The organism is Arthrobacter sp. B055-34, from assembly GCF_059090425.1.
Genome location: NZ_JBNHFQ010000004.1, coordinates 77,904 through 98,311, shown reverse-complemented (window position 1 = coordinate 98,311; position 20,408 = coordinate 77,904). Strand labels below are relative to the sequence as shown.

22 protein-coding genes and 2 tRNA genes are annotated in these 20,408 nt (G+C 64.9%); 8 read left to right on the top strand and 16 right to left on the bottom strand.

What is annotated here, in order from left to right:
- Positions 1-30 precede the first annotated feature (30 nt).
- From AC5RWO_RS08945 to AC5RWO_RS08915, 7 genes are all read left to right on the top strand, one after another.
- Entirely contained in the window at positions 31-555 is a 525-nt protein-coding gene (locus tag AC5RWO_RS08945) for a ferritin (protein ID WP_498635807.1), read from the top strand.
- A 109-nt stretch (positions 556-664) separates the two neighbouring features.
- On the top strand, positions 665-1,426 hold the full coding sequence (locus tag AC5RWO_RS08940) for a thymidylate synthase (RefSeq protein WP_498731381.1): 762 nt from the start codon (positions 665-667) through the stop codon (positions 1,424-1,426).
- A complete protein-coding gene (locus tag AC5RWO_RS08935) occupies positions 1,423-2,004 on the top strand; it encodes a dihydrofolate reductase (protein ID WP_498731062.1) in 582 nt (193 codons plus the stop codon). Before AC5RWO_RS08940 ends, AC5RWO_RS08935 begins: the two co-directional genes overlap by 4 nt.
- A 120-nt stretch (positions 2,005-2,124) precedes the next feature.
- Positions 2,125-2,433, top strand: coding sequence for a GNAT family N-acetyltransferase (locus AC5RWO_RS08930; protein WP_498731060.1), 309 nt, complete (start codon positions 2,125-2,127; stop codon positions 2,431-2,433).
- Positions 2,434-2,535: 102 nt separating this feature from the next.
- Positions 2,536-3,687: an aspartate-semialdehyde dehydrogenase gene (asd, locus tag AC5RWO_RS08925; RefSeq protein ID WP_498731058.1), complete on the top strand. Its 1,152-nt coding sequence runs from the start codon at positions 2,536-2,538 to the stop codon at positions 3,685-3,687.
- Between the two features lie 197 nt (positions 3,688-3,884).
- Entirely contained in the window at positions 3,885-4,349 is a 465-nt protein-coding gene (locus AC5RWO_RS08920) for a hypothetical protein (RefSeq protein ID WP_498731056.1), read from the top strand.
- The gene (locus AC5RWO_RS08915) at positions 4,346-4,777 is read left to right on the top strand and encodes a hypothetical protein (RefSeq protein ID WP_498731054.1); all 432 of its coding nucleotides are present in this window, start codon (positions 4,346-4,348) and stop codon (positions 4,775-4,777) included. Before AC5RWO_RS08920 ends, AC5RWO_RS08915 begins: the two co-directional genes overlap by 4 nt.
- Before the next feature lie 20 nt (positions 4,778-4,797).
- Here AC5RWO_RS08915 and AC5RWO_RS08910 read toward each other — a convergent pair whose 3' ends face one another.
- The 6 genes from AC5RWO_RS08910 to AC5RWO_RS08885 all read right to left on the bottom strand — a co-directional run bounded on the left by AC5RWO_RS08910 (position 4,798) and on the right by AC5RWO_RS08885 (position 8,683).
- Positions 4,798-5,895, bottom strand: a complete 1,098-nt coding sequence (locus AC5RWO_RS08910) for a UDP-N-acetylmuramate dehydrogenase (RefSeq protein ID WP_498731052.1) — start codon at positions 5,893-5,895, stop codon at positions 4,798-4,800.
- Positions 5,885-6,310, bottom strand: a complete 426-nt coding sequence (locus AC5RWO_RS08905) for a MaoC family dehydratase (RefSeq protein ID WP_498731050.1) — start codon at positions 6,308-6,310, stop codon at positions 5,885-5,887. The genes AC5RWO_RS08910 and AC5RWO_RS08905 overlap by 11 nt, the downstream gene beginning before the upstream one ends.
- The gene (locus AC5RWO_RS08900) at positions 6,310-6,759 is read right to left on the bottom strand and encodes an FAS1-like dehydratase domain-containing protein (RefSeq protein ID WP_498731380.1); all 450 of its coding nucleotides are present in this window, start codon (positions 6,757-6,759) and stop codon (positions 6,310-6,312) included. Before AC5RWO_RS08900 ends, AC5RWO_RS08905 begins: the two co-directional genes overlap by 1 nt.
- 65 nt (positions 6,760-6,824) lie before the next feature.
- The gene (locus AC5RWO_RS08895) at positions 6,825-7,061 is read right to left on the bottom strand and encodes a hypothetical protein (protein WP_074701236.1); all 237 of its coding nucleotides are present in this window, start codon (positions 7,059-7,061) and stop codon (positions 6,825-6,827) included.
- A 17-nt stretch (positions 7,062-7,078) separates the two neighbouring features.
- Positions 7,079-7,987: a DUF2797 domain-containing protein gene (locus AC5RWO_RS08890; RefSeq protein ID WP_498731048.1), complete on the bottom strand. Its 909-nt coding sequence runs from the start codon at positions 7,985-7,987 to the stop codon at positions 7,079-7,081.
- Between the two features lie 129 nt (positions 7,988-8,116).
- Complete coding sequence (locus tag AC5RWO_RS08885) at positions 8,117-8,683, bottom strand: type 1 glutamine amidotransferase domain-containing protein (protein WP_498731046.1); 567 nt, start codon at positions 8,681-8,683, stop codon at positions 8,117-8,119.
- 201 nt (positions 8,684-8,884) lie between these two features.
- On the opposite strand from AC5RWO_RS08885, the gene AC5RWO_RS08880 reads away from it, so the two are divergent.
- A complete protein-coding gene (locus tag AC5RWO_RS08880) occupies positions 8,885-9,358 on the top strand; it encodes a hypothetical protein (RefSeq protein ID WP_498731044.1) in 474 nt (157 codons plus the stop codon).
- Positions 9,359-9,451: 93 nt separating this feature from the next.
- Here the strand turns inward: AC5RWO_RS08880 and AC5RWO_RS08875 are convergent.
- The 10 genes from AC5RWO_RS08875 to AC5RWO_RS08830 form a co-directional block, all read right to left on the bottom strand.
- Positions 9,452-9,528 (bottom strand) — tRNA-Met (locus AC5RWO_RS08875).
- Between the two features lie 58 nt (positions 9,529-9,586).
- Positions 9,587-9,658, bottom strand: a tRNA-Thr gene (locus tag AC5RWO_RS08870).
- A gap of 126 nt (positions 9,659-9,784) precedes the next feature.
- Positions 9,785-10,180: a hypothetical protein gene (locus tag AC5RWO_RS08865; protein ID WP_498731043.1), complete on the bottom strand. Its 396-nt coding sequence runs from the start codon at positions 10,178-10,180 to the stop codon at positions 9,785-9,787.
- Positions 10,177-11,238 carry a hypothetical protein gene (locus tag AC5RWO_RS08860; RefSeq protein WP_498731041.1) on the bottom strand — a complete coding sequence of 354 codons (1,062 nt, stop codon included), beginning with the start codon at positions 11,236-11,238 and terminating at the stop codon, positions 10,177-10,179. The genes AC5RWO_RS08865 and AC5RWO_RS08860 overlap by 4 nt, the downstream gene beginning before the upstream one ends.
- On the bottom strand, positions 11,235-12,512 hold the full coding sequence (locus tag AC5RWO_RS08855) for a phosphotransferase family protein (protein ID WP_498731039.1): 1,278 nt from the start codon (positions 12,510-12,512) through the stop codon (positions 11,235-11,237). The genes AC5RWO_RS08860 and AC5RWO_RS08855 overlap by 4 nt, the downstream gene beginning before the upstream one ends.
- Positions 12,513-14,366 carry an ABC transporter ATP-binding protein gene (locus AC5RWO_RS08850; protein ID WP_498731037.1) on the bottom strand — a complete coding sequence of 618 codons (1,854 nt, stop codon included), beginning with the start codon at positions 14,364-14,366 and terminating at the stop codon, positions 12,513-12,515.
- Complete coding sequence (locus AC5RWO_RS08845) at positions 14,363-15,523, bottom strand: glycosyltransferase family 4 protein (protein WP_498731035.1); 1,161 nt, start codon at positions 15,521-15,523, stop codon at positions 14,363-14,365. Before AC5RWO_RS08845 ends, AC5RWO_RS08850 begins: the two co-directional genes overlap by 4 nt.
- Positions 15,523-16,800 (bottom strand): glycosyltransferase family 4 protein, encoded by a 1,278-nt coding sequence (locus tag AC5RWO_RS08840; protein ID WP_498731033.1) that lies wholly within the window; start codon positions 16,798-16,800, stop codon positions 15,523-15,525. The genes AC5RWO_RS08845 and AC5RWO_RS08840 overlap by 1 nt, the downstream gene beginning before the upstream one ends.
- On the bottom strand, positions 16,787-18,019 hold the full coding sequence (locus AC5RWO_RS08835) for a glycosyltransferase family protein (RefSeq protein ID WP_498731032.1): 1,233 nt from the start codon (positions 18,017-18,019) through the stop codon (positions 16,787-16,789). Before AC5RWO_RS08835 ends, AC5RWO_RS08840 begins: the two co-directional genes overlap by 14 nt.
- Positions 18,020-18,264: 245 nt before the next feature.
- Positions 18,265-20,196, bottom strand: a complete 1,932-nt coding sequence (locus AC5RWO_RS08830) for a DEAD/DEAH box helicase (RefSeq protein WP_498731030.1) — start codon at positions 20,194-20,196, stop codon at positions 18,265-18,267.
- Between the last annotated feature and the right edge of the window lie 212 nt (positions 20,197-20,408).

Genomic DNA, 20,408 nt, shown 5'->3' with positions numbered 1-20,408 from the left:
AAGACCAAGTTGAGGTCCTAGAGTGCTTGCATGAGCACATTCAACGAACTTCTCGCGGACCAGGTCGGCAACGAATTCGCTGCCTCGCAGCAGTACATCGCCATCGCCGTCTGGTTTGATAACGAAGACCTGCCCCAGCTGGCCAAGCACTTCTACCGGCAGTCGCTCGAGGAGCGAAACCACGCCATGATGCTGGTTCGCTACATGCTGGACCGGGACCTCAAGGTGACCATTCCGGCTATTAACCAGGTCCACAATGATTTCACCAACGTGGTGGAGCCGATCAGCCTGGCCCTGCGGCAGGAAAAGGAAGTCACGGCCCAGATCGAAGCGCTCTTCGCAGCCGCCCGGGCCGAGACCGACGCCTTGGGCGAACAGTTCATGCTGTGGTTCCTCAAGGAGCAGGTCGAAGAGGTGGCTTCCATGTCCACCCTGCTGGCCATCGCCGAGCGGGCAGACAATCTGTTCGACATCGAGAACTTCCTGGCCCGCGAATCCGTGGGCGACGAGGGCCGTGACTACGGCGCACCGGAAGCTGCCGGCGGCGCCGTCTAGGCACTTGAAGGCATCACAGCTGGCCAGTCCGGATCCCATTGCCGGCTGGTCTAGACTGGTCAGCGTGAATGCCATTCCCACTCCGTACGAAGACTTGCTGCGTGAGGTCATGGCCTCCGGCACCGAAAAATCGGACCGTACCGGCACCGGAACGCGCAGCGTTTTCGGCCGGCAGATCCGGTTCGATCTGGCCGAAGGCTTCCCGCTGATCACCACCAAGCGGGTGCATTTCAAATCCGTCGCCTTGGAGCTGCTCTGGTTCCTGCGCGGTGATTCCAACGCCAAGTGGCTGCAGGAACGCGGCGTGAAAATCTGGAACGAGTGGGCGGACGAGAACGGCGAGCTGGGCCCCATCTACGGTGTGCAGTGGCGCGCCTGGCCGACGCCGGACGGCGGGCATATAGACCAGATCGCCGAGCTCGTCGAGGGTTTGAAAAACAACCCGGACTCGCGCCGGCACATCGTTTCAGCCTGGAACGTGGCCGAGATCAAGAACATGGCACTGCCGCCGTGCCATGCGTTCTTCCAGTTCTATGTGGCGGATGGAAAGTTGTCCTGCCAGCTGTACCAGCGCAGCGCCGACATGTTCCTGGGCGTCCCGTTCAATATCGCATCCTACGCACTGCTAACGCTGATGCTCGCGCAGCAGGCTGGCCTGGAACCCGGAGAGTTTGTCTGGACCGGCGGCGACGTCCACATCTATGACGACCATGTGGACCAGGTGAGTGAGCAATTGACCCGCGAGCCGTACCCCTACCCGCAGCTCCGGATCCGGCGGAAACCGGCCAGCATCTTCGACTACAACTTTGAGGACTTCGAACTGCTGAACTACCAGCATCATCCCGCTATCAAGGCACCGGTGGCCGTATGAGCCCCGCCGATACCCGATCGGGTACGCATGCAGGCCGGAAGGAACCGGTACTGGGCCTGATCTGGGCGCAAAGTTCCAATGGCGTGATCGGCAAGAACGGCGACTTGCCCTGGCACCTGCCCGAAGACCTGGCCCATTTCAAACGGACCACCAAGGGCCATCCGGTCATCATGGGGCGCAGGACGTGGGACTCCTTCCCCGCGAAGTTCCGCCCGCTGCCGGGCAGGACCAATATCGTCATCAGCGGCAGCCCGGAACGGCGGGAAGAGCTGGCCGAATCCGGCGCGGTCGCCGTCGGATCCCTCGAACAGGCGCTGGCCGAAGCCGCATCCAGTCCCGGCAGCGAAGAGGTCTGGATCATCGGTGGCGGTGAAATCTTCCGTAACGCCACTGCTTTGGCGAACACCGCCGTCGTTACCGTGATCGATCTGGAGACGGACGGCGACACCTTCGCTCCAAAGCTGGGACCGGGATGGACATTCGACGCCGCCGACCCCGCCGAGGGCTGGCTCACCTCTTCCAACGGCACCCGGTACCGCATCGCGTTGTGGACGCAGCAGGTGGATCCGGCCAACTGAGGCCGTTCTGGCTGCAGGAGCCACGGCAGGATAAATTGCCCCTGCCGCCGGGCCGCTGAAATGGCTAGGATCGGTGGACGGGCGCCAACAGTGGCGCCGGCCCGCTGCGCAGGAGGAACCATGTCTGTTTCACACGAGAACCTCACTCTGGTCCAGGACTCCAGCCGAGGCCGCTATGAGCTCCACTGCGGCGATACATTTATCGGATTCGAAGGCTTCGAGACCGACGACGACGGCGTCATCACCCTGCAGCACACCATCATCGACGAGAAATACGGCCGCCGTGGCTTTGCCCGCGCCCTGGTGACCATGATCCTGTCGGACATGCGGGCCAAGGGGCAGATGATGGTCCCGCTGTGCACGTACGTCCAGTCGTACCTTGAGCGTTTTCCGGAGTACGGTGACCTGGTCGTCGAACACGCGCGCTGAGTTACTACGACACGCACAACGATAGGTACAGACGGACCACGATATGGTGGTATACGTCACCTATTTGGGGGTCGAGCCAAAAACTGGCCTAAAATGGAGCGTATGACTTCTCCCGCAGCAAGTTCCACTGTCCAATCAGTCGGCCTTATCGGCTGGCGCGGAATGGTCGGCTCAGTCCTTATGCAGCGCATGCAGGACGAGGGCGATTTTAATCTGATCAACCCGGTCTTCTTCTCTACGTCCAACGCCGGCGGCCAGGCCCCCGCGTTCGCCGAAGGAGCCGGCACCCTTCAGGATGCCTACGATATCGAAACGCTGGCCAAGCTGCCGATCATCGTCACGGCCCAAGGCGGGGACTACACCGCCGAGGTCTACCCCAAGCTGCGCGACGCCGGCTGGGACGGACTCTGGATTGACGCGGCTTCCACCCTGCGGATGGACCAGGATTCCATCATCGTGCTGGATCCGGTCAACCGCGAAGTAATCGACTCCGGCCTGGCCCGTGGCGTCAAGAACTACATCGGCGGTAACTGCACGGTCTCCGCCATGCTCATGGGCCTCGGCGGCCTGTTCCGAAACGGCCTCGTCGAGTGGGGCACCTCCATGACGTACCAGGCCGCTTCCGGCGGCGGTGCACGGCACATGCGTGAACTGCTCAACCAGTTCGGCAGCCTGAACTCCGTGGTGTCCGACGAGCTGGCCCATCCCTCCTCCGCCATCCTGGAGATCGACCGGAAGGTGCTGGCCGAGCAGCGCAACCCCGAGCTGGATGCCTCCCAGTTCGGCGTGCCGCTTGCCGGTTCGGTGATCCCGTGGATCGACAAGGATCTTGGCAACGGCCAGTCCAAGGAAGAGTGGAAGGCCGGCGCGGAGACCAACAAGATTCTCGGTCTCGACGTTGCCGAAGGCAGCCGGATTCCGTTCGACGGGCTCTGCGTCCGGATCGGTGCCATGCGCTCGCACTCCCAGGCGCTGACGATGAAGCTCCGGGAAGATCTGCCTGTGTCCGAAATCGAGCGGCTGATCGACGCCGACAACGAGTGGGCCAAGGTGGTTCCCAACACCAAGGAAGCCACCATGGAACAGCTGACCCCCGTTGCTGTCAGCGGCACCCTGGAGATCCCGGTCGGACGTATCCGGAAGCTCGAAATGGGACCGGAATACATCAGCGCCTTCACTGTCGGCGACCAGCTGCTGTGGGGTGCGGCCGAACCGCTGCGCCGCATGCTGCGGATCGCCACCGGCAACCTCTAACGGCTCAGGCGCCGAGAGCCGCCCTTAGCGCTACAGCAGTCCGTTTCCTTCGGGAAGCGGACTGCTGCCGTTAATGGCCGGTGCCCGCATGGCTTTGGACGAGCGGCCGGCACCGTTCCTCCACACCCCCAGGCCAAGACCGCGGCTGTCCACATACTTCGAATACTCGTTCTATCCCAGCTCTCCCCCGGCATAGCGTGAAGGCATATCAGTATCCGCACGCAGGAAGGGGCTATTCGATGAAAACGCCAACAGCAGGCGAACTGCTGCACCAGTTTCTGGTTCAGTCGTGCGCCTGCAAACAGGAGGCGACGGCAGAGCGCTACCTGCTGATCCACGCACGGCTGCGCCGCTATTTGGAGGAAACCGGACACCGGATCCTTGAAACACAGCAACTCCCCTATTTCCGCAGGGAACAGCACAAGGACCCATCCGATGCCTTCTGCCGGTCTTTCTATGCCGAGGAGGTCATCTACGCTCTGCCCGGCTTCCTTGCCCCACCATGGCTCAACAACAACCCGGCAGACCGCCGCATCCAAATCAGCCAGACTGCTCGCCTGATGGGATGGCTGTGCAAAAGCGGTTACGTTGACCGCAGCTGGCACAGCTGTGCCGTGCTGGAGGTGGAGGGAGCAGTCCGGCGGGCAAGGGCTGAATCATGACTGGCAGCCCCAACGTCGACAAGTTGCTCAGGATGTTCTTCCTCAGGTACAACCTGAGCCAGAAGCCGGTGACCGTAGACCGGTGTAACCGGATCGAAATCCACCTCCGGCACTTCCTGGACCTCTGCGGCGAGGACTATCTGGCATCCGAGCAGCGTCAGCTGCTGGAGTTGGAACGCCAGTTCCAACCGAATGGTTCGGCTTTCGCGCGGCTGATGTATGCCGGCGAGCTGCTTGCGGCACTGCCCGAATTCCTCGCCCCGGAGTGGCTCATGAACCATGGCGTGGACCGCAAGGTGCAGATCAGCCACAGCGACCGGTTGGTGCGCTGGCTCTGCGGGGAACGGCTGGTGGACTTCCGGGCTCACCGGATGGATCTGCTGCACTTCCGGAGCGCCCATGACCAGGCACTACGGGTCCAGCCGTGATCCGCGGTCCAACGTCAGCGTCAGAGGGCGCAGCCGATCAGCAGCGGTTCGGGAACCAGCCGGATTCCAAACTTGTCCTGAACGCCATCCCTGACTGCGCGGGCAATAGCCACGATGTCCTCGGCGGAAGCGCTCCCACGGTTCGTGATGGCCAAGGTGTGCTTCGTGGACAATGACGCCCTGCCTCCGGCGATGGAATACCCATCCACGCTTCCGTTGGCCGTGCCCTCAAGTCCGAAGCCCTTGCCGAAGCCGGATTTGTCGATCAGCCAAGCGGCGCTGAGCTTCATCCTGTCGCCCACGGGCCACCGGGGCGCCGTTCCAGGCAGTTGGTCGGCCACTTCGGCAGCAACGATCGGATTCGTGAAGAAGGAACCGGTGCTGTAGGTATCCCGGTCGGCCGGGTCCAGGACCATGCCTTTCGAGGCCCGCAGTCGCAGGACCTCGCTGCGCACGTCATTGGCCTTGGCCCGCTCTCCGGCTTCGACGGCGAGGGACCGCGCCAGCTCCGCATAGCGGATGGGCGCGCTCATCCGGCTCGGGACGAGCTGGAACTGGACCGTCAGGACCACGAAGCGCGGCGACCCGTTGGTTGTCGTCTGCTTCAGGACCGAGTCACGGTAGCCGAACCGGAGGTCCGAGTTGGCAAACGTCTTAACCACGTTGGCTTCCCGGTCCCACGTCCGTACGGTGGCCACGGTCTGGGAGACGTCCGCCCCGTAGGCTCCGACGTTCTGGACAGGCGTAGCTCCGCTCAGACCAGGAATTCCCGACAGTGCCTCCAGCCCGGACCACGCGTGCAGCACAGTGGCCTCCACGAATTCGTCCCACGGCTGCCCGGCTTGGACAGTGACCATGACCCCGCCGCAGGCTGCATCGGCGTCGTCCACGTCGTAGCCGGTGCTGGCAATCCGCAGAGCCGTTCCCGGATACCCCTCATCGGCGATCACGAGGTTGGATCCGCCGCCGATAATCAGTAGGTCTTCGCCTGCCTCATCCGCGGCACGGACGCCGTCAATGATTTCCCGCTCCGTTGTGGCTTCGACGTAGCGCCGGGCGGGTCCACCGACTCCTACCGTAGTAAGAGGTGCCAGCTTGACGGCGGCTTCACCAGGCACGGACAACGGCCTGCGCCTTGACCAGGACCTTCTGCCCGGCAGCAGTCACGGTCAGATCCACGCGGACCGATGAGTTCGCCTCGTCGACAGCGCCGATGACTCCGGCGACCTCGAGAGTAGCGCCGCCTGCATCCAGATTCTCCACAACCACCGGTTTGGTGAATCTTGTCTGGTAATCGACGACCGCCGCGGGGTTGCCCACCCAGTCGGTTACGAGCTGGACAGCAGCTCCCATCGTGAACATGCCGTGGGCGATCACTCCGGGTAGTCCGACCTGCTCGGCAAACCGGTCATTCCAGTGGATCGGGTTGAAGTCGCCGCTGGCACCGGCATACCGCACCAAATCGGCTCGGGAAATATCGATGGAGGTGGAACCGATTTCCTGTCCGACGGACAGATCGCTCAACGCAGGCATCACTGGCCTTCCCCTCTTACCAGAATCGAAGACGTTGCAGTGGCGGTCTTCTCACCATCGGTAGTGCTGATCTCCGCGCGGGTGGTGATCATGGCTCCGCCACCCATCGCCCGCACTTGGTCCACATGTAGTTCGGCTAGCAGTTGGTCGCCAGCCACGATGGGGCGGTGATGGACGAACCGCTGGTCGGCATGGACAACGCGGGAGAAATCAATGCCAGCCTCGGGGTCTTCAATCAGCTGTGCGTCTGCCCGCTGCGCAACAATGATCGCGAAGGTCGGCGGTGCAATCAGGTCCGGGTACCCCAGGTCCTTTGCGGCTTCCACCTCGAAGTGGGCCGGATGCGTTGCCTTAACGGCCCGCGCAAACTCCCGGATCTTCTCACGGCCTACGGTGTAGGCTTCCCCGGCCGGATAAACGCGGCCGGCCAGTTGCGGGTTGACCCCGATCTGTTCTGACATGGATCTCCTTCTCAAGGGCAGAAAGTCTCTTCAAAGCCTAGTGCAGGGGTGTATCAATTCTTCTGCGGCCGGGCGGCTGCCCGGCGGGCCCTGGCGTCCCGCGCCCGAACCACCAAGCCGGCCAGATGCGTGAGCAGGCCGGTGATAATGATGGCCAGGGCCGCCCATACGAGCGGCTGAAGGCCGGCACTGGCAGCGATGATGGACAGCAGGATACCGGCGCCGATAAGAACCATGGCTGAGATGACTAGTTTTCGGTAGAGCGGCGAGCCAATATCCCAGGGGTTCATACTTCAAGGTTAGCGGTTCAGAACAACGAAACCTGCACCGGGGGTAGCTGTGACTGATAGGAACCCAACTCGACACGCCTGCCCTTGAGCCCGTTCAGGTCGGCCAAATAGGCCGGGCCGTCCTCCCGGGTCCGGACCAAGGCAATACTGCCCAGAAGTGCCTCCAGCATCAGTCCATGGCCACCTGCTGCCAGCTCCAGCGGATAAGCCGTGCGCGAACCCGAACCCATGACCCGCCTGCCGGGTTCCGGCAGTTCCCACGTCTGGTCGACGGTGGCAAAGCCTTCCAGCTCCGCACCTGACAGCAGATTCCGGACAGTGCGGGCGTGCTCGGCGTTGATGCTGTCCAGCTCGGCCGGGCTCTGCGGTGCCCGCAGACCGCTCAGCTTCGCTGCGGAACGCACAGCCTGGGTCAATTCTGTTTGCTGGGAAACCATGTCTTCCAGCACACGGACAATCCGGCCGTCCTCGGCCCTGGCCACGTAGCGGGCAGCCGCGGCTCCTTGCTCGGCAAGGCGGAGCCGCTTGCGCACGTCCGAGGCTGTACCCACCTTGCTCGCACCGGAGGCAAAGGTTGCCACGTACAGCCAGTGCGGCTGCGCAAGGTAGGCGCGCAGTCCGTCCGGGGCGACACCGCTGCGGTGCGCGTCGTGGAGGAAGCGCAGATCATCGTTCAGAAAACAGTTGATGCATTGGTAGCCCCGTTCGGCGGGGGCTTGAAGGGGGCACGGCACGTGGTGTCTGGTCCGCGGTCCCTGAACCCGGTGGCTGCCCAGACAGAACTTTCCAGCTTCTAGAACCCGAAAGCCGAGCAGAGTCCCCTCGGCGACATCCATAGCGGCAGCCGAGCCGTCCGGCCTTGCCAACGCCAGCTGTGGCCCCGGCGCGCTCCAGACAATGCCGTGGCACAGGAAAGTACCTCTCATGCAGCTACTCTAAGACGCGGGCTGCCCGTCATGCACCCGGCATCACGACACGGCAAAGCCCGCCGACGGCGCACTCGCGTGGCGTCCGCCGTCGGGCGTTGAAAGTCCTTGGACCTTTTGCGGCAAACCCTAGGCTGTCTGGCCCCGGTGCTTGCCTTCGGCTATTTCTTCAACCAGTTTGGCGTTGAAGGCGGGCAGATCGCCAGGATTCCGGCTGGTCACCAGCCCTTGGTCCACCACTACTTCCTCGTCAACCCACTTGGCTCCTGCATTCTTCAGGTCGGTGGCCAGGGTGTGATAGGAAGTCAGGTTGCGGCCATCCGTTACGCCTGCCTCGATGAGAATCCAGGGGCCGTGGCAAATCACGGCCACGGGCTTCTGCGCATCGAAGAAGGAACGGGTGAAGTCCACTGCGGCTTTTTCCGCCCGCAGATGGTCCGCATTCACGACACCGCCGGGAATAACCAGGGCGTCGTAATCGTCGACACGGGCCTGGTCAACGGCCACGTCCACTGGGAAGGTATCAGCCTTCTCGGTGCCTTTAAAGCCTTGCAAGGTCCCGGATTTGGGCGCGACAAGGACCGGCTCTCCGCCGGCGTCCTTCACTGCCTGCCAGGGGCTGGTGAGTTCGACTTGTTCCACGCCGTCCGTGAGCAGGAAGGCGACTTTCTTACCGGAAATATTCTGTTCAGACATCATTCCTCCACTTCACAGGGGCCGAATAGGCGCCAGCCCCCTACCCTCCACGCTAGCCACAGAAGGATTCAGTAAGCAAGCTGACCATTGCGCCGGGCAAAGCTTCGACACCGACGTCTGGATGCCCGTGGGCACCTCATCTGCGGTGAATAGTTAAACCTCCTAAACATGTAGCCTTTGAGGAGCAAGCAAGAGGAGTCCATGAAAAAGGGTTTTGCCGTAGCAGCCGGCTTGGTCCTGGTTGCGGGATGTTCAGCACCGATCGATGAGACGCCCGAGCCAGCGGCTGCGGAGACGTCCCATCAGGCGGAAGCGAAACAGGAGTCAACCGAACCGGAACCTTCGGCCGAGCCGATGCCAGAAGCCGACATGCTTGAGGTCCCTAGCGGGCCTGGAATCGAGCCGGGCGACTACGAGGTATTCCTCGCTGCATACAAAACCACTTTGGAATCGGGCTTAGAGAAGCGAGTAGAGCAACAGCGCACCGATCAGGAGGCCATGGGACTCGCGGCCTATGTGTGCCGGCTAATCAATGCCGGCGAGGACCCTGCACGACTGAGGCTCGTCTACTCCATGGGTTCCATTGACCCGGAACCAACAGAAGACATGGTCCGAGATTATTCTGCGATTCTGTTGGCGGCAGACGAAACATTGTGCGGTCACGAGGACGAATGAGGTAGCAAGGACTGGCAATTTGCCACGCTTGCCCGATAACGGCAAAAAGAAAGCCCTTGACTAGAGATGATTCCCAGTCAGGGGCCTTCTTATTGGTAGCGGTGCCCGGACTCGATCCGGGGACCTCACGATTATGAGTCGTGCGCTCTAACCAGCTGAGCTACACCGCCACGAATAGGAACGCCCGCGCTGCGTCTTTGCGACACAGACGCGGGCTTCGCTATTCAGAGCCCCCCACCGGAATCGATCCGGTGACCTCGTTCTTACCAAGAACGCGCTCTACCACTGAGCTAGGGGGGCAACGGAGAAAAACTTTACCAGCAGTTTAGCTCCGTGTGAAATCGGAACCGGCGGTTGTGGCCAGCCCCACATTTCCGGCCGCTAACACCGCCGCTGTTTCGCCTCTTCAAAGGCGCCACAAGGGGACTAATCGTCTCCGCCGTCGTCCCAGTCATCATCTACATCGTCATCCCAATCGTCGTCGTCAACAACCACCGGCGGCGCGGGCGCGACCTGTTCCGGCACCGGGGCCGGGGCCGGCTGCGGCTTGGGGGCGGAGTCTTGTGCCGGCTTGGCCGGCTCATCCTTGCCCTTGGGCTCCTGTTGGTCCTTTTCGGGCGAAGGTTTCGCCGGCTCTTCGGGCTTGGGATCTGCGCCGGCGTCGGGATCGGCAGCAGGGGTCGGTTCCGGCGGCGACGAGGCCTGCTGCAGATGCGAGACGTCAATGGTGGAATCCTCGGGTTGGGCCACGGCGACGTTCCACAAGATCACGCTCGCTGCTCCGACCAGCAGCAAGGCCAGTATGGACGCGAAGATTTTCACGAGATTCCCTTTCTTGTCTGGGACGCCAGCAAGCTGTCCAACCACGACTGGGCAAGATGCTGCCAATGCGGACGGAATGCGTAGACGCAGACCAGTCGCAGCTGGGTGGCCACGGTGTAGAGATGCAGCCGGCGGGCCGGCACCGACAAGTCTGCGGCGGCCGCGTCCACCGCCGCTTCGCCCGTCTTACGGGCCTCGGCGGTGACGCGGCCCTGGTCTGCCCGCAAACGCAGGTGGACGGCCAGGTTTGCCAGATCCAGCGCAGGCTCGGCCAGCGCGGCGGTGTCGAAATCCAGCAGTCCAAGCGAAGCCGTATCTGCACAGTAGAGCAGTTGTTTATCGTGCAGGTCCCGGTGTGCGAGGCCTGCTTCCCCGCGTCCGCTCCCCTCCGACAGGGCTCCACACACTTCATCCGCGAGGCTCCGGACGGCAGCCGGATCGGTATTCAGCGCGCCGAAGTCCAGCAGATGAGCCACCCATTTGCGTACCGTAGCCGCTTCCGCCGCGCCGTCATGCAGCGGTAGCTCCTGCATCGGGGTAGCGTCCCGGACCAACGACGGCCACTGCTCCGCCCAGAGCTGCCAGGCACTGCCCCATGCGCCCAGGGTATCCGCGCTCCCGAGTTCATGGAGACTGGTTCCGGCCAGCGCGGCGGAGACCACCCGGTCCGGTCCGCAACCCATTACCTCGGGCACCGCGAAGCCTGCGCGGGTTCCTGCTTCATGCATCAGTGCGGACTGCCCGGCAACCATGGCAGCCTTACCGGGCGCCAGCAGCTTGGTGTAGCGGGTTCCGTCCGCGGACCGCAGCACAGCGCGGCGTTTATAGCGGTGGACCAGGAGCTTCCCGCGGGCCTCCCCCAACCCCGGCAAGGCAGGGTCCGTTCTGAAGCCGGCAACGGTGGATTTCCCGCCGTCGTCAATCATGCCCGCCCGCAGGCGGCCGTATTGATCCACGGCTTCGAAGGTGAGCCGGCGTCCGCTCTTGGGCCACGCTCGGCGGACCGACAAGGGCGCGCCGGCCTGATCGTAGACTGTTGCAGGAACGATGGCAGTCATGCCAGCATTCCTTCGATCTGTGCCAGCCGGTCGAGGATGAGCTGCCGCCAGTCCGGCTCGCACGCACGGAACGGCTCCAGAATCCTCGAGAACAGGTGGCAGACCGTCCAGACGTTCAGCTCGTCGGCGTCCAGCCCGGCGCCGGACATTCCGCCCTGGCCTTCCTGGTATCCCTCCAGCAGGGCCGCCGTCAACGTTCCCGTGCCGGTGTCCAGCAGCTCGACAGCTGCGAAGCAGCCTAAATCCGAGACCACTGCACCGTAACCGAACCGGTCCAGATCGATGATGCGCAGGCCTTCGCTGCCGACCAGGATCTGGTCGGCGGAGAAATCGCCGTGTACAAAGCCGGCCCGGCCCGGCCGGCGCAGCCGAACGGTCAGCAGCTCGGCGGTGTGATGCAGGCGTTCGGCAGCTGAGGGCACCAGCTGGCCGGTGTTGGCTGCCAGTTTCTGGAGTCCCGGCATGGCAATGTGGCCGGGCGCGTGAACCTTGGGATCGGTGCCGGCAGCGCCCTGGCCGGCCTTCGGCGGCTGGACGGGGTCCGGGCCCGCCCACGGCGGCTGGGTGTGGAGCAGTGCCAGGAACCGGCCCGCTTCGGCCGCGAGCGCCAGCGATTCGGACTGGCCCGGCTCCGGTGCACCCTGATCCTGCTGGTGCAGGCGCTGTAGGTCGGTATCACCGAACCAGGGGTAGTACACGGCGTGCCGGGCGTCCGTTCCGTCCGGTCGGGCACCTGCCTCGTCCCCGGGAGATTGTTGTTCCAGGACCGGGACGCCGGCATCCTGCAGCCGCCTCAGCATGTCTGCGTGCACCCGTGCAGGTCCGGCCGTGACCTTGGCGACGCGGCGCTGCCCGCCCTGGCCGAACGCTGCGACCAGACGGCGGTGGGGGTTGTAGTTCAGCACGTCGATCGCCCCGGCGCGGCCGGACAGCAGCCCGGTCCCGGCGAGGGCGCGGTGCAGTTTGCCGTCCGCTGCCAGCGGCCCGGACACCAGCAGCTGTCCGGGGGCTTCGGGGAGTTCCACGGCTTCAAGCTGCACCCCCTGCTGCCCGGCGCGCTTGAAGGTCTTGGCCAGCTTCGAGTCCTGGCTGCGTGAGTATCCGGCGATCCAGGCAGGTCCGTCGCTTTCGGAAAGCCGGGCCACCACGGACACACCGGGCTTATAACGCACGTGCGCCGCGGCGACCCGGCGGCCGAACAGGCTGCTCAGGCGCTCCGGGTCCATCACGGCGTCCAGCGCCGGGAGGGCTGGATCAATTACGGGACCGGCCACCTAGACCACCTCCGCCACGGCGGCGCCGGCGGGATGGCCGACGTCGACCCGTGCCTCGCTGGCATTGGCAGCCTGCTGTTGTTCCACCCAGGCCTTGAAGGTGCCGGAAGGATGACCGAGCAGGTCTGCGGGAGTGCCGTCGAGCACCACGTTGCCGTCCTGGACCCAGAGAACACGGTCGGCGGCCAGCGCCGGTCCGGCGTCGTGCGTAATCGTCACGGTGGTACGTCCTTCGGTCAGGGTGCCCAGCGCTGCGAGCACTTCACTTGCTGCTTCGGGGTCCAGTCCCGTGGTGGCCTCGTCCAGCACTACCACCGGTGCGTGCCGGAGCAAGGCACGGGCGATGGCGAGCCGCTGGCGTTGTCCGCCGGAGAGTGTGCTCCCGCGCTCCCCCACCACAGTGTCATAGCCGTCCGGCGACGCCATGATGAAGCCGTGGGCCTGGGCACGCCGTGCCGCCTGCTCCACTTCCTCGTCGGTGGCCTCCATCCTGCCGTAGCGGATGTTGTCGCGGATGGTGCCGGTGAAGAGCACCGAGTCCTGCAGCAGCAGGCTGACCTGCGAGCGCAGCGAAGCCAGCGTCACCTCCCGCAGGTCGTGTCCGTCGACGCTGACGCAGCCGTGCACGGGGTCCATCATGCGCACCAGCAGCGAAGCCAGCGTGGACTTCCCGGAACCGGATGGCCCGACGACCGCCACCTTCTGCCCGGCCGGAATATGCAGGTTCACGTGGTGCAGCACGGGACGTCCGTCGCCGTAGGCGGCCCGCACGCTTTGCAGTCGGATCTCGCCGCGGACACCGGAAAGCTCCACCGCGCCCGGGGCGTCCTGGATGTCCACGGGTTCGTCCAGCAGGTCGGCGACGCGTTCGCCCGAAGCCGTAGCCCGGGCGATGCGTCCGGTGTACTTGGCCAGGTCCCGCAGCGGCTTCATGGCTGTCTTGAGGTAGGTCAGGAAGATGACCAGATCCCCGGGCGTCATGGCTGCTTCGGCCACCCGCATGCCGCCGCCGAAGAGCACTGCGGCCGTCGCGACCCCGACGATCACGTCGGTGCGGCGTTCCAGCCCGGCGGCCAGCCGGCGTGCCTGCACGCCTTCAGTCAGGGCCTGTTTGTTGCTGTTGGAGAACTTGCCGGCGAGGATCCGTTCCAGCCCGTAGGCCTGGACCACGCGGATGGCACCGAGGCTCTCCTGGGCGGTGTTGGCCAGGGCACCTTCGCCCTTGCGGGTCTTCCGGGAAGCAGCGGTGATCTTGCCGGTGCTCCCGCGGGAGATCAGCAGGAACGCCGCCGCAGCGAGGACCACCACGAGGGCCAGCAGCGGATCCAGCCAGAACATCACGCCGGCCATTACCACCAGAGTGATCACGTTGGCCACCAGCGGCAGCCCGGCCGTGACCGCAACTTCCTGGAGCCGGCCGATATCGCCCACCAGCCGCTGCACCGTATCGCCGGTCCGCGCCGAGGAGTGGTAGCGGTCGGACAACGCCTGGACGTGGGAGAAGACGCGCACCCGCAGCGCCGCGGCGACCCGCGAGCCGGCGAGCGCAAAGGCCACGGTGGCCAGATAGTTCGCCAGCGCGCGGAAGCCGACAATGCAGATGGTAGCCAGGGCGCAGGAAAGCAGCAGCACAGGAGTAGCCGAGGGCCCGCTGCCGGCCAGGTCCGCGCCGAGGCTGCGCGTGACCGCGTCCACCACAAACTTGACCGGCCATGGCTCGAGCACCCGGAACACTACTTCGAACAGCAGGGCCGTGATGCCGCCGCCCATTAGGAGCTTGTGCCGGCCCACATGCGGCCTGATGATGCCCAGGGTGCGCCGCAGGGCCGCGGGGTTGGCTTGTTTCCGGCTCATACCGTCAGCTCCTGGTTCTTGTCCGGCAGGCGGATTCCGGCCAGGCTTTGCTCCAACACCTGGTGCCAGCTGTGCCGCGCTACCGCCTGCTCCCGGGCCGCCAGCGCCATGGCCAGGCGCCGCTCGGGGTAGGCCACCAAGCGGTCAATCGCGGCGGCCAGCGCGGCGGGGTCCGACGGTTCCACCAGCAGCCCGGTTCCGCCGTCGTCGACAATGTCCGGAATCTGGCCTACGTTCGAGGCCACCACCGGCAGCGCCGCGGCGAGGTACTCGTAAATCTTCAGCGGCGAGAAGTACTGGTCGGCGTCCGAGTCCATTGCCGGGTATGGCGCGGCGGCCAGCGAGCAGTCTGCGAGCACCGCGGGAATCCGTTCAGGCACCACGGCACCGGTAAAGTCCACCGCCGTGCCCAGTTTCGCGGCACACCGCTGGAGTTCTGCTGCCAGCGGGCCGTCGCCGACAATGCGCAGTTGCCACGCCTGCGAGGCCAGCGCGGCGGCTTCCAGCAGCATCTCCACCCCGTGCCACGGTTTGAGCGTGCCGACAAAGGCCACTACCGGCACGGCATCGGGGTCTGGGCTGGCAGACAGGATCCGGTCCGTGTTCACACCATTAGGTACGACGGCGATGCCGCCATGGTGGGCAGCATCCGTTTTGCTTTCCACCCACCGGGCAACCGGTGCGGAGACGCATACGGTGCGGTCCGCTGCGGCCACCTGTGCACGCAGTGCAGCGGCGGCAGCGGCTTCGTCATGCAGGTAGCGGTGGGTGCGCTGCTCGTCGATCAGCGGGGCGTTAACCTCAAGGATGCCGGGAATCCCCAACGCCGCGGTCGCCTGGGCCAGCCCGGTGCTGAAGAGGCTGTAGCGCTCGTAGACGAGGTCGGCGCCGTCGTCGATAATTTTCCCGGCCAGCTCCGCGGCCGCCGCGGCCTGGGCGGCTTCGCGCTCGGGTCCCTGGCTTTTGGGGACCTTGAGCCAGGTCACCGGGAGGTCGGCCAGGTCCGCGGGAACGTCGTCGCCGGTGCGCGTGCAGTAGACGCTCACCTCGGCGCCGCGTGCCTGCCAGGCGCGGATGATCTCCTGGACGTGGACCGAGGCTCCCTTGGTCCCGAAGACCGGGATTCCCGGATCCGCGCATAGATATGCCACTCGCATTACGCTACCTCCACGCTTTCTGCGTCAGGTACGGCGGGCACCGAGGCCTCCACCAGGTGCCGCAGCCGCCGTGCCTGCTTCGTCGAGTCGAAGTTCGCCTCAATGCACTGCCGGGCGGCTGCCGCGATGCCCTCCCTGTCAAAGTCCGGCCGGGCCGCCTCCTCAAGTGCGGCGGTCAGGTCCGCCACCCCACCGTTGCGGATCAGGGTGCCGGTCCGGGCCGCGGCGCCTTGGGCCGGATGGATGACCTCGGGGATGCCGGTGACATCGCTGGCGATGGCGGGCACCCCCATGGCCATGGCCTCCAGCAGGACCGTGGGCAGCCCGTCAGCATTGCCGTCTTCTCCGACCACACAGGGGGCGGCAAAGACATCGGCCCAGCGCAGCAGGTCAGCGACTTCCTGCTGGGTCCGCGGGCCCAGCAGCCGAACTGTGCCTTCCAGACAGAGCGAGGCGATTTGATCGGCCAGTTCCGTTTCGAGCATGCCGCCGCCGGCAATCCGGACATCCAGCCGCAGGCCGCGGCTGCGCAATTCGGCAGCCGATCGAATCAGCAGGTCAAAGCCCTTCTTCTCCACGAGGCGTCCGACGGCCGCAACCCGGAGCGTCTGTCCGGGTACCTGCGGCGCGGTGTAGGGAAAGCGCTCGAGTTCCAGCCCGTTATAGACCAGGCGCAGGTTGGCAGTTTCGGCGGGATACATGGAGCGCAGGTAGCGGTAGTTGTATTCGCTGATAGTGACCACGTGCGACGCGTTGGCCAGCGTCCGGGCCAGGCGGCTGCGGTCCACATCCTGATGGAAGATGTCCTTAGCGTGAGCGGTGAAGGAATAGGTGAGGCCGGACAGCGCAGCCGCAATTTCCGCGGTACGGGCCGCCAGCGAACCAAAGTGGGCGTGCAGGTGCGTGATGCCGCGCTCCAGTGCCATGGTGGCCAGCTCGATGCCCTGATGCACTTCCGTAGGCTCGTAACCGGCAAACTGGGGCAGCAGCTGCGCCCAGCGTCCGGCGAATTCCGGATTCAGCTCCTGGGCGCGGGCGACAATGGCCCAGCCTTCGCTGAGCTTGGCCGGTTTGGGTACGTAGTTGACCGGGGCCTTTACCCGGGCCAGTTCCGGGTGGAACCTTGGATCCGCCGGCGGCCGCAGCGAGAAGATCTCCAGCACTTCGCCGGAGGCTTCCCGAGCCAGGATCTCGGTGACAATGAAGGTCTCGGAAAAGCGCGGATAGACCTTGAGGACATAGCCGACTCTGGGCGTATTGGGCTTAGCCTGCAACACGGTTCAGCTCCTTCTGCCCCGCAGGGCTCACTGTGTCTTCGGCGCCGGCGGTTTCCAACAGGTCCGCGGCCAAGCGGGCCACCGAGGTGAGTCCGTCGAGCTCAATGCCGGTGCGGGCGGCAGCTGTTCCGGCAACCGTTTCGAACCAGTTGCCGAGGACTTTGCTGCTCAGCTGGGCCGGCTCGCAGACGTCCACGAGCTGGCGGTTGCTGAGCGAACGTGCGCGGATCAGCTGCTCCTGTCGGGGCCAGACCCGCGGCACCACGAGGGCAGGAGTGTCGGTACTGAGGATTTCGCAGACCGAGTTGTAGCCGCCCATGGTCACGATGGCCGCAGCTGCATTGATCTCGACGAGCGCATCCGGGACGCAGTCGATCACGTCGGTCCGCTTCCGGGCGGCACGCTCGACCTGGCGCCTTTGGTCCGCTGCCATCTGCGGGCCGGTAATGACCAGGTGGCGGTACCCGGCAGGAACCTTGGCACGGGCCGCCGCCATGGTCAGGTCGAATCCGTCCGATCCGCCGCCGACCATGGTCAGCAGGTACGGCTTGCGGGCGTGGGGTTTGCGCGAAGAGCAGGGGCGGCCAGCGGCCAGATAGCCCGTGAAGCGGACCTTGTCGCTGAGGGCCGTGGGAATTTCGCCCGAGGCCACCGGATTATGCACGGCCGGGTCGCCGTAGACCCAGAGCTCGTCGAAGGTGCGCCGGACGTGGCACAGGTCCCCGAGCGCGGTCCATTCGCGGGCTGCGACGACGGGATCGTCAAGGACCTCGCGCAGGCCGAGGATGACCTTGCAGCCCGGATTGGCTTCCCGCACCGCAGCCAGCGCGTCCACCAGTTCCCCGTCCACGCCGAAGGCATGCCGGTCCACGATGACCACATGGGGCCGGAAGGCTGTCAGGGCTCCTTCGATCACTGCGGAGCGCAGGCTGATGAGCCTGCTCATCCGGACATCCAGGTGGCGCGGTGCGTAGTTGCCCTCGCGTTTGCTGATGCCGGGAATGACCATCCAGTCCCAGCCTTCGGGCCGCCGGTAGCTGGTGGCGGTTCCCTCGCCCGTCACCAGCAGGCCCGAGACTTTCCGTCCGGTCAGCGCCGGCAGCCGGGCCGCCAGCGCGTGGGCGATGGCAAGGTTGCGCCGGGTGTGCCCCAGGCCCTGGGAATCATGGGAGTAGAGAACTATCCGTAACTCACCGCTGTCCTGCTGGTTGGTATACATCGGTCCTCCGTAGATTTCATTCTCTTCGTGCGTGTTATTCACTTTGCCGCAGGATGATGAATCGTTTATGAAACCTTTATGAGAGAGTTCTCATGCTCGGCGTGGTGCGCCTCACATCGGCGTCAGAACGGGGCTGAGGACATGCCCCGGGCATGCAAAAAGGCACCCGTTCATACGGGTGCCTTTTTGCGTAAGGTTACTTCAGCCGCCGGTTCCCGGCAGGAGCTGCCGGGTCTGGCCGCGGCTTAGTAGCTCTTGTGGCGGGGCTTGCGGGCTCCGGCGCCTTGGCCGGCGAAGTCCGAACGCTCGCCGCGGTCCTTGCTGAAGCTGCGGTCGCCGTCGAACTTCTTCTTGTACGGACGGTCGCCATCAAACTTCTTCTTGAACGGACGGTCGCTGCCGTAGCCGCCGCGGCTGCCGCCGAAGTCGCCCTGGTCCCGGCGCGGCTTGCGGCCGGAGTCCAGTTCGAGGTGGATCAGTTCGCCGCCGATGCGGGTGCGGGACAGTGCGCGCAGCTGGTCCTGGGACAGGTCCGCGGGCAGTTCCACCAGGGAGTGGTCCGAGCGGATATCGATGCCGCCGATCTGCGCGGCACTGAGGCCGCCCTCGTTGGCGATGGCGCCAACAATGGAGCCCGGCATGACGCGCTGGCGGCGGCCTACGGCGATGCGGTAGGTCGCGTTGCCTTCGGTCAGTGCACGCGTCGGGCCGCGGGATCCCGTGGCATCCCGTCCGCCGGCGGCGCGCTCGCGCTGGCCCTTCGGGGCCTCCGGCAGGTCCTGGACCAGCAGCGGGCGTCCGCCCTGGGCCATGACGGCCAGTGCTGCGGCGATCTCCGCTGCAGGCACATTGTGCTCGGTCTCGTAGTTCGCGATCAGGTCGCGGAAGATCGAGACATCTTCGGAGGAGAGGGTCTCAGTGATCTTTTCCGCGAACTTGCTCATGCGCAGGCTGTTGATGGTTTCCGCCGAAGGCAGGTGCATCTGTTCGACCGGCTGGCGGGTGGCCTTCTCGATGGCCCGCAGCAGGTACTTCTCGCGCGGAGTCATGAACAGGATGGCATCGCCCGAGCGGCCGGCACGGCCGGTGCGGCCGATGCGGTGCACGTAGGACTCGGTGTCGTGCGGGATGTCGTAGTTGACTACCAGCGTGATGCGTTCGACGTCGAGACCGCGGGCGGCCACATCGGTGGCAACCAGGATGTCGATCTTGCCATCGCGCAGGGCCTCGACCGTGCGCTCACGCTGCTGCTGCGGGATGTCGCCGTTGATGGCGGCGGCGCGGTAGCCGCGGGACTTGAGCTTGTCAGCCAGGTCCTCGGTAGCCATCTTGGTGCGCACGAAGGCGATAACGCCGTCGAAATCTTCCGCTTCCAGGATCCGGGTCATGGCATCCAGCTTGTGCGGGCCCATGACCTGCAGGTAGCGCTGGCGGGTGTTGGTGCCCGTGGTGGTCTTGGCCTTGACCGTAATCTCGGCCGGATCCTTCAGGTACTTCTTGGCGATCCGGCGGATGGCGGTCGGCATGGTGGCCGAGAACAGGGCAACCTGCTTGCTTTCCGGAGTCTTCGAGAGAATCTGGTCAACTTCTTCGGCGAAGCCCATGCGCAGCATTTCGTCGGCTTCGTCCAGCACCATGTACTGCAGTTCCGAGAGGTCCAGGGAGCCCTTCTCGATGTGGTCGATGACGCGGCCGGGAGTACCGACAACCACCTGTGCGCCGCGGCGCAGGCCGGCAAGCTGGGGGCCGTAAGGGGATCCGCCGTAGACCGGAAGAACCGTGAAGTTCTCCATGTGCGAGGCGTACGAGGAAAAGGCTTCGGCTACCTGGAGCGCGAGCTCACGGGTGGGGGCCAGCACCAGGATCTGGGTGTTCTTGGTGGGCGGCAGTTCGGCCATGCGGGACAGCGCGGGGACTGCGAAGGCGGCGGTCTTGCCGGTACCGGTCTGGGCCAGGCCCACGACGTCGCGGCCTTCGAGCAGCACGGGGATGGTGGCGGCCTGGATGGGGGAGGGCTTTTCGTATCCGACGTCGCTCAGGGCTGCGAGCACGCGGCCGTCAAGACCGAAATCGGTAAACAATACCGTGTTTTCTTCTGTCGCTTCGGCGGCGCTGTTGTCCGTGGCCGGCTCGGTGGCGGCGTTTTCAGACATGGTGGCAGTGGGGGTTTCAGACATGGGGTTCCTCATATTCATTTGGGGACCGTGGCCGCGCAAAGCATCACCATTGAACTCGATTGAGCTATGGGCGGTGATGATCCGAGAGGCCTGTTGACACAAGTCCGGCGCTGTTCCAATCCCTTGGCAGGACTTCCCGCCATAACTTTGCTGGCTGCCTCACGGCAGTCTGTATGGCGTTTTCTCAGCCGGCGCTCCCAAAATGAAAACTG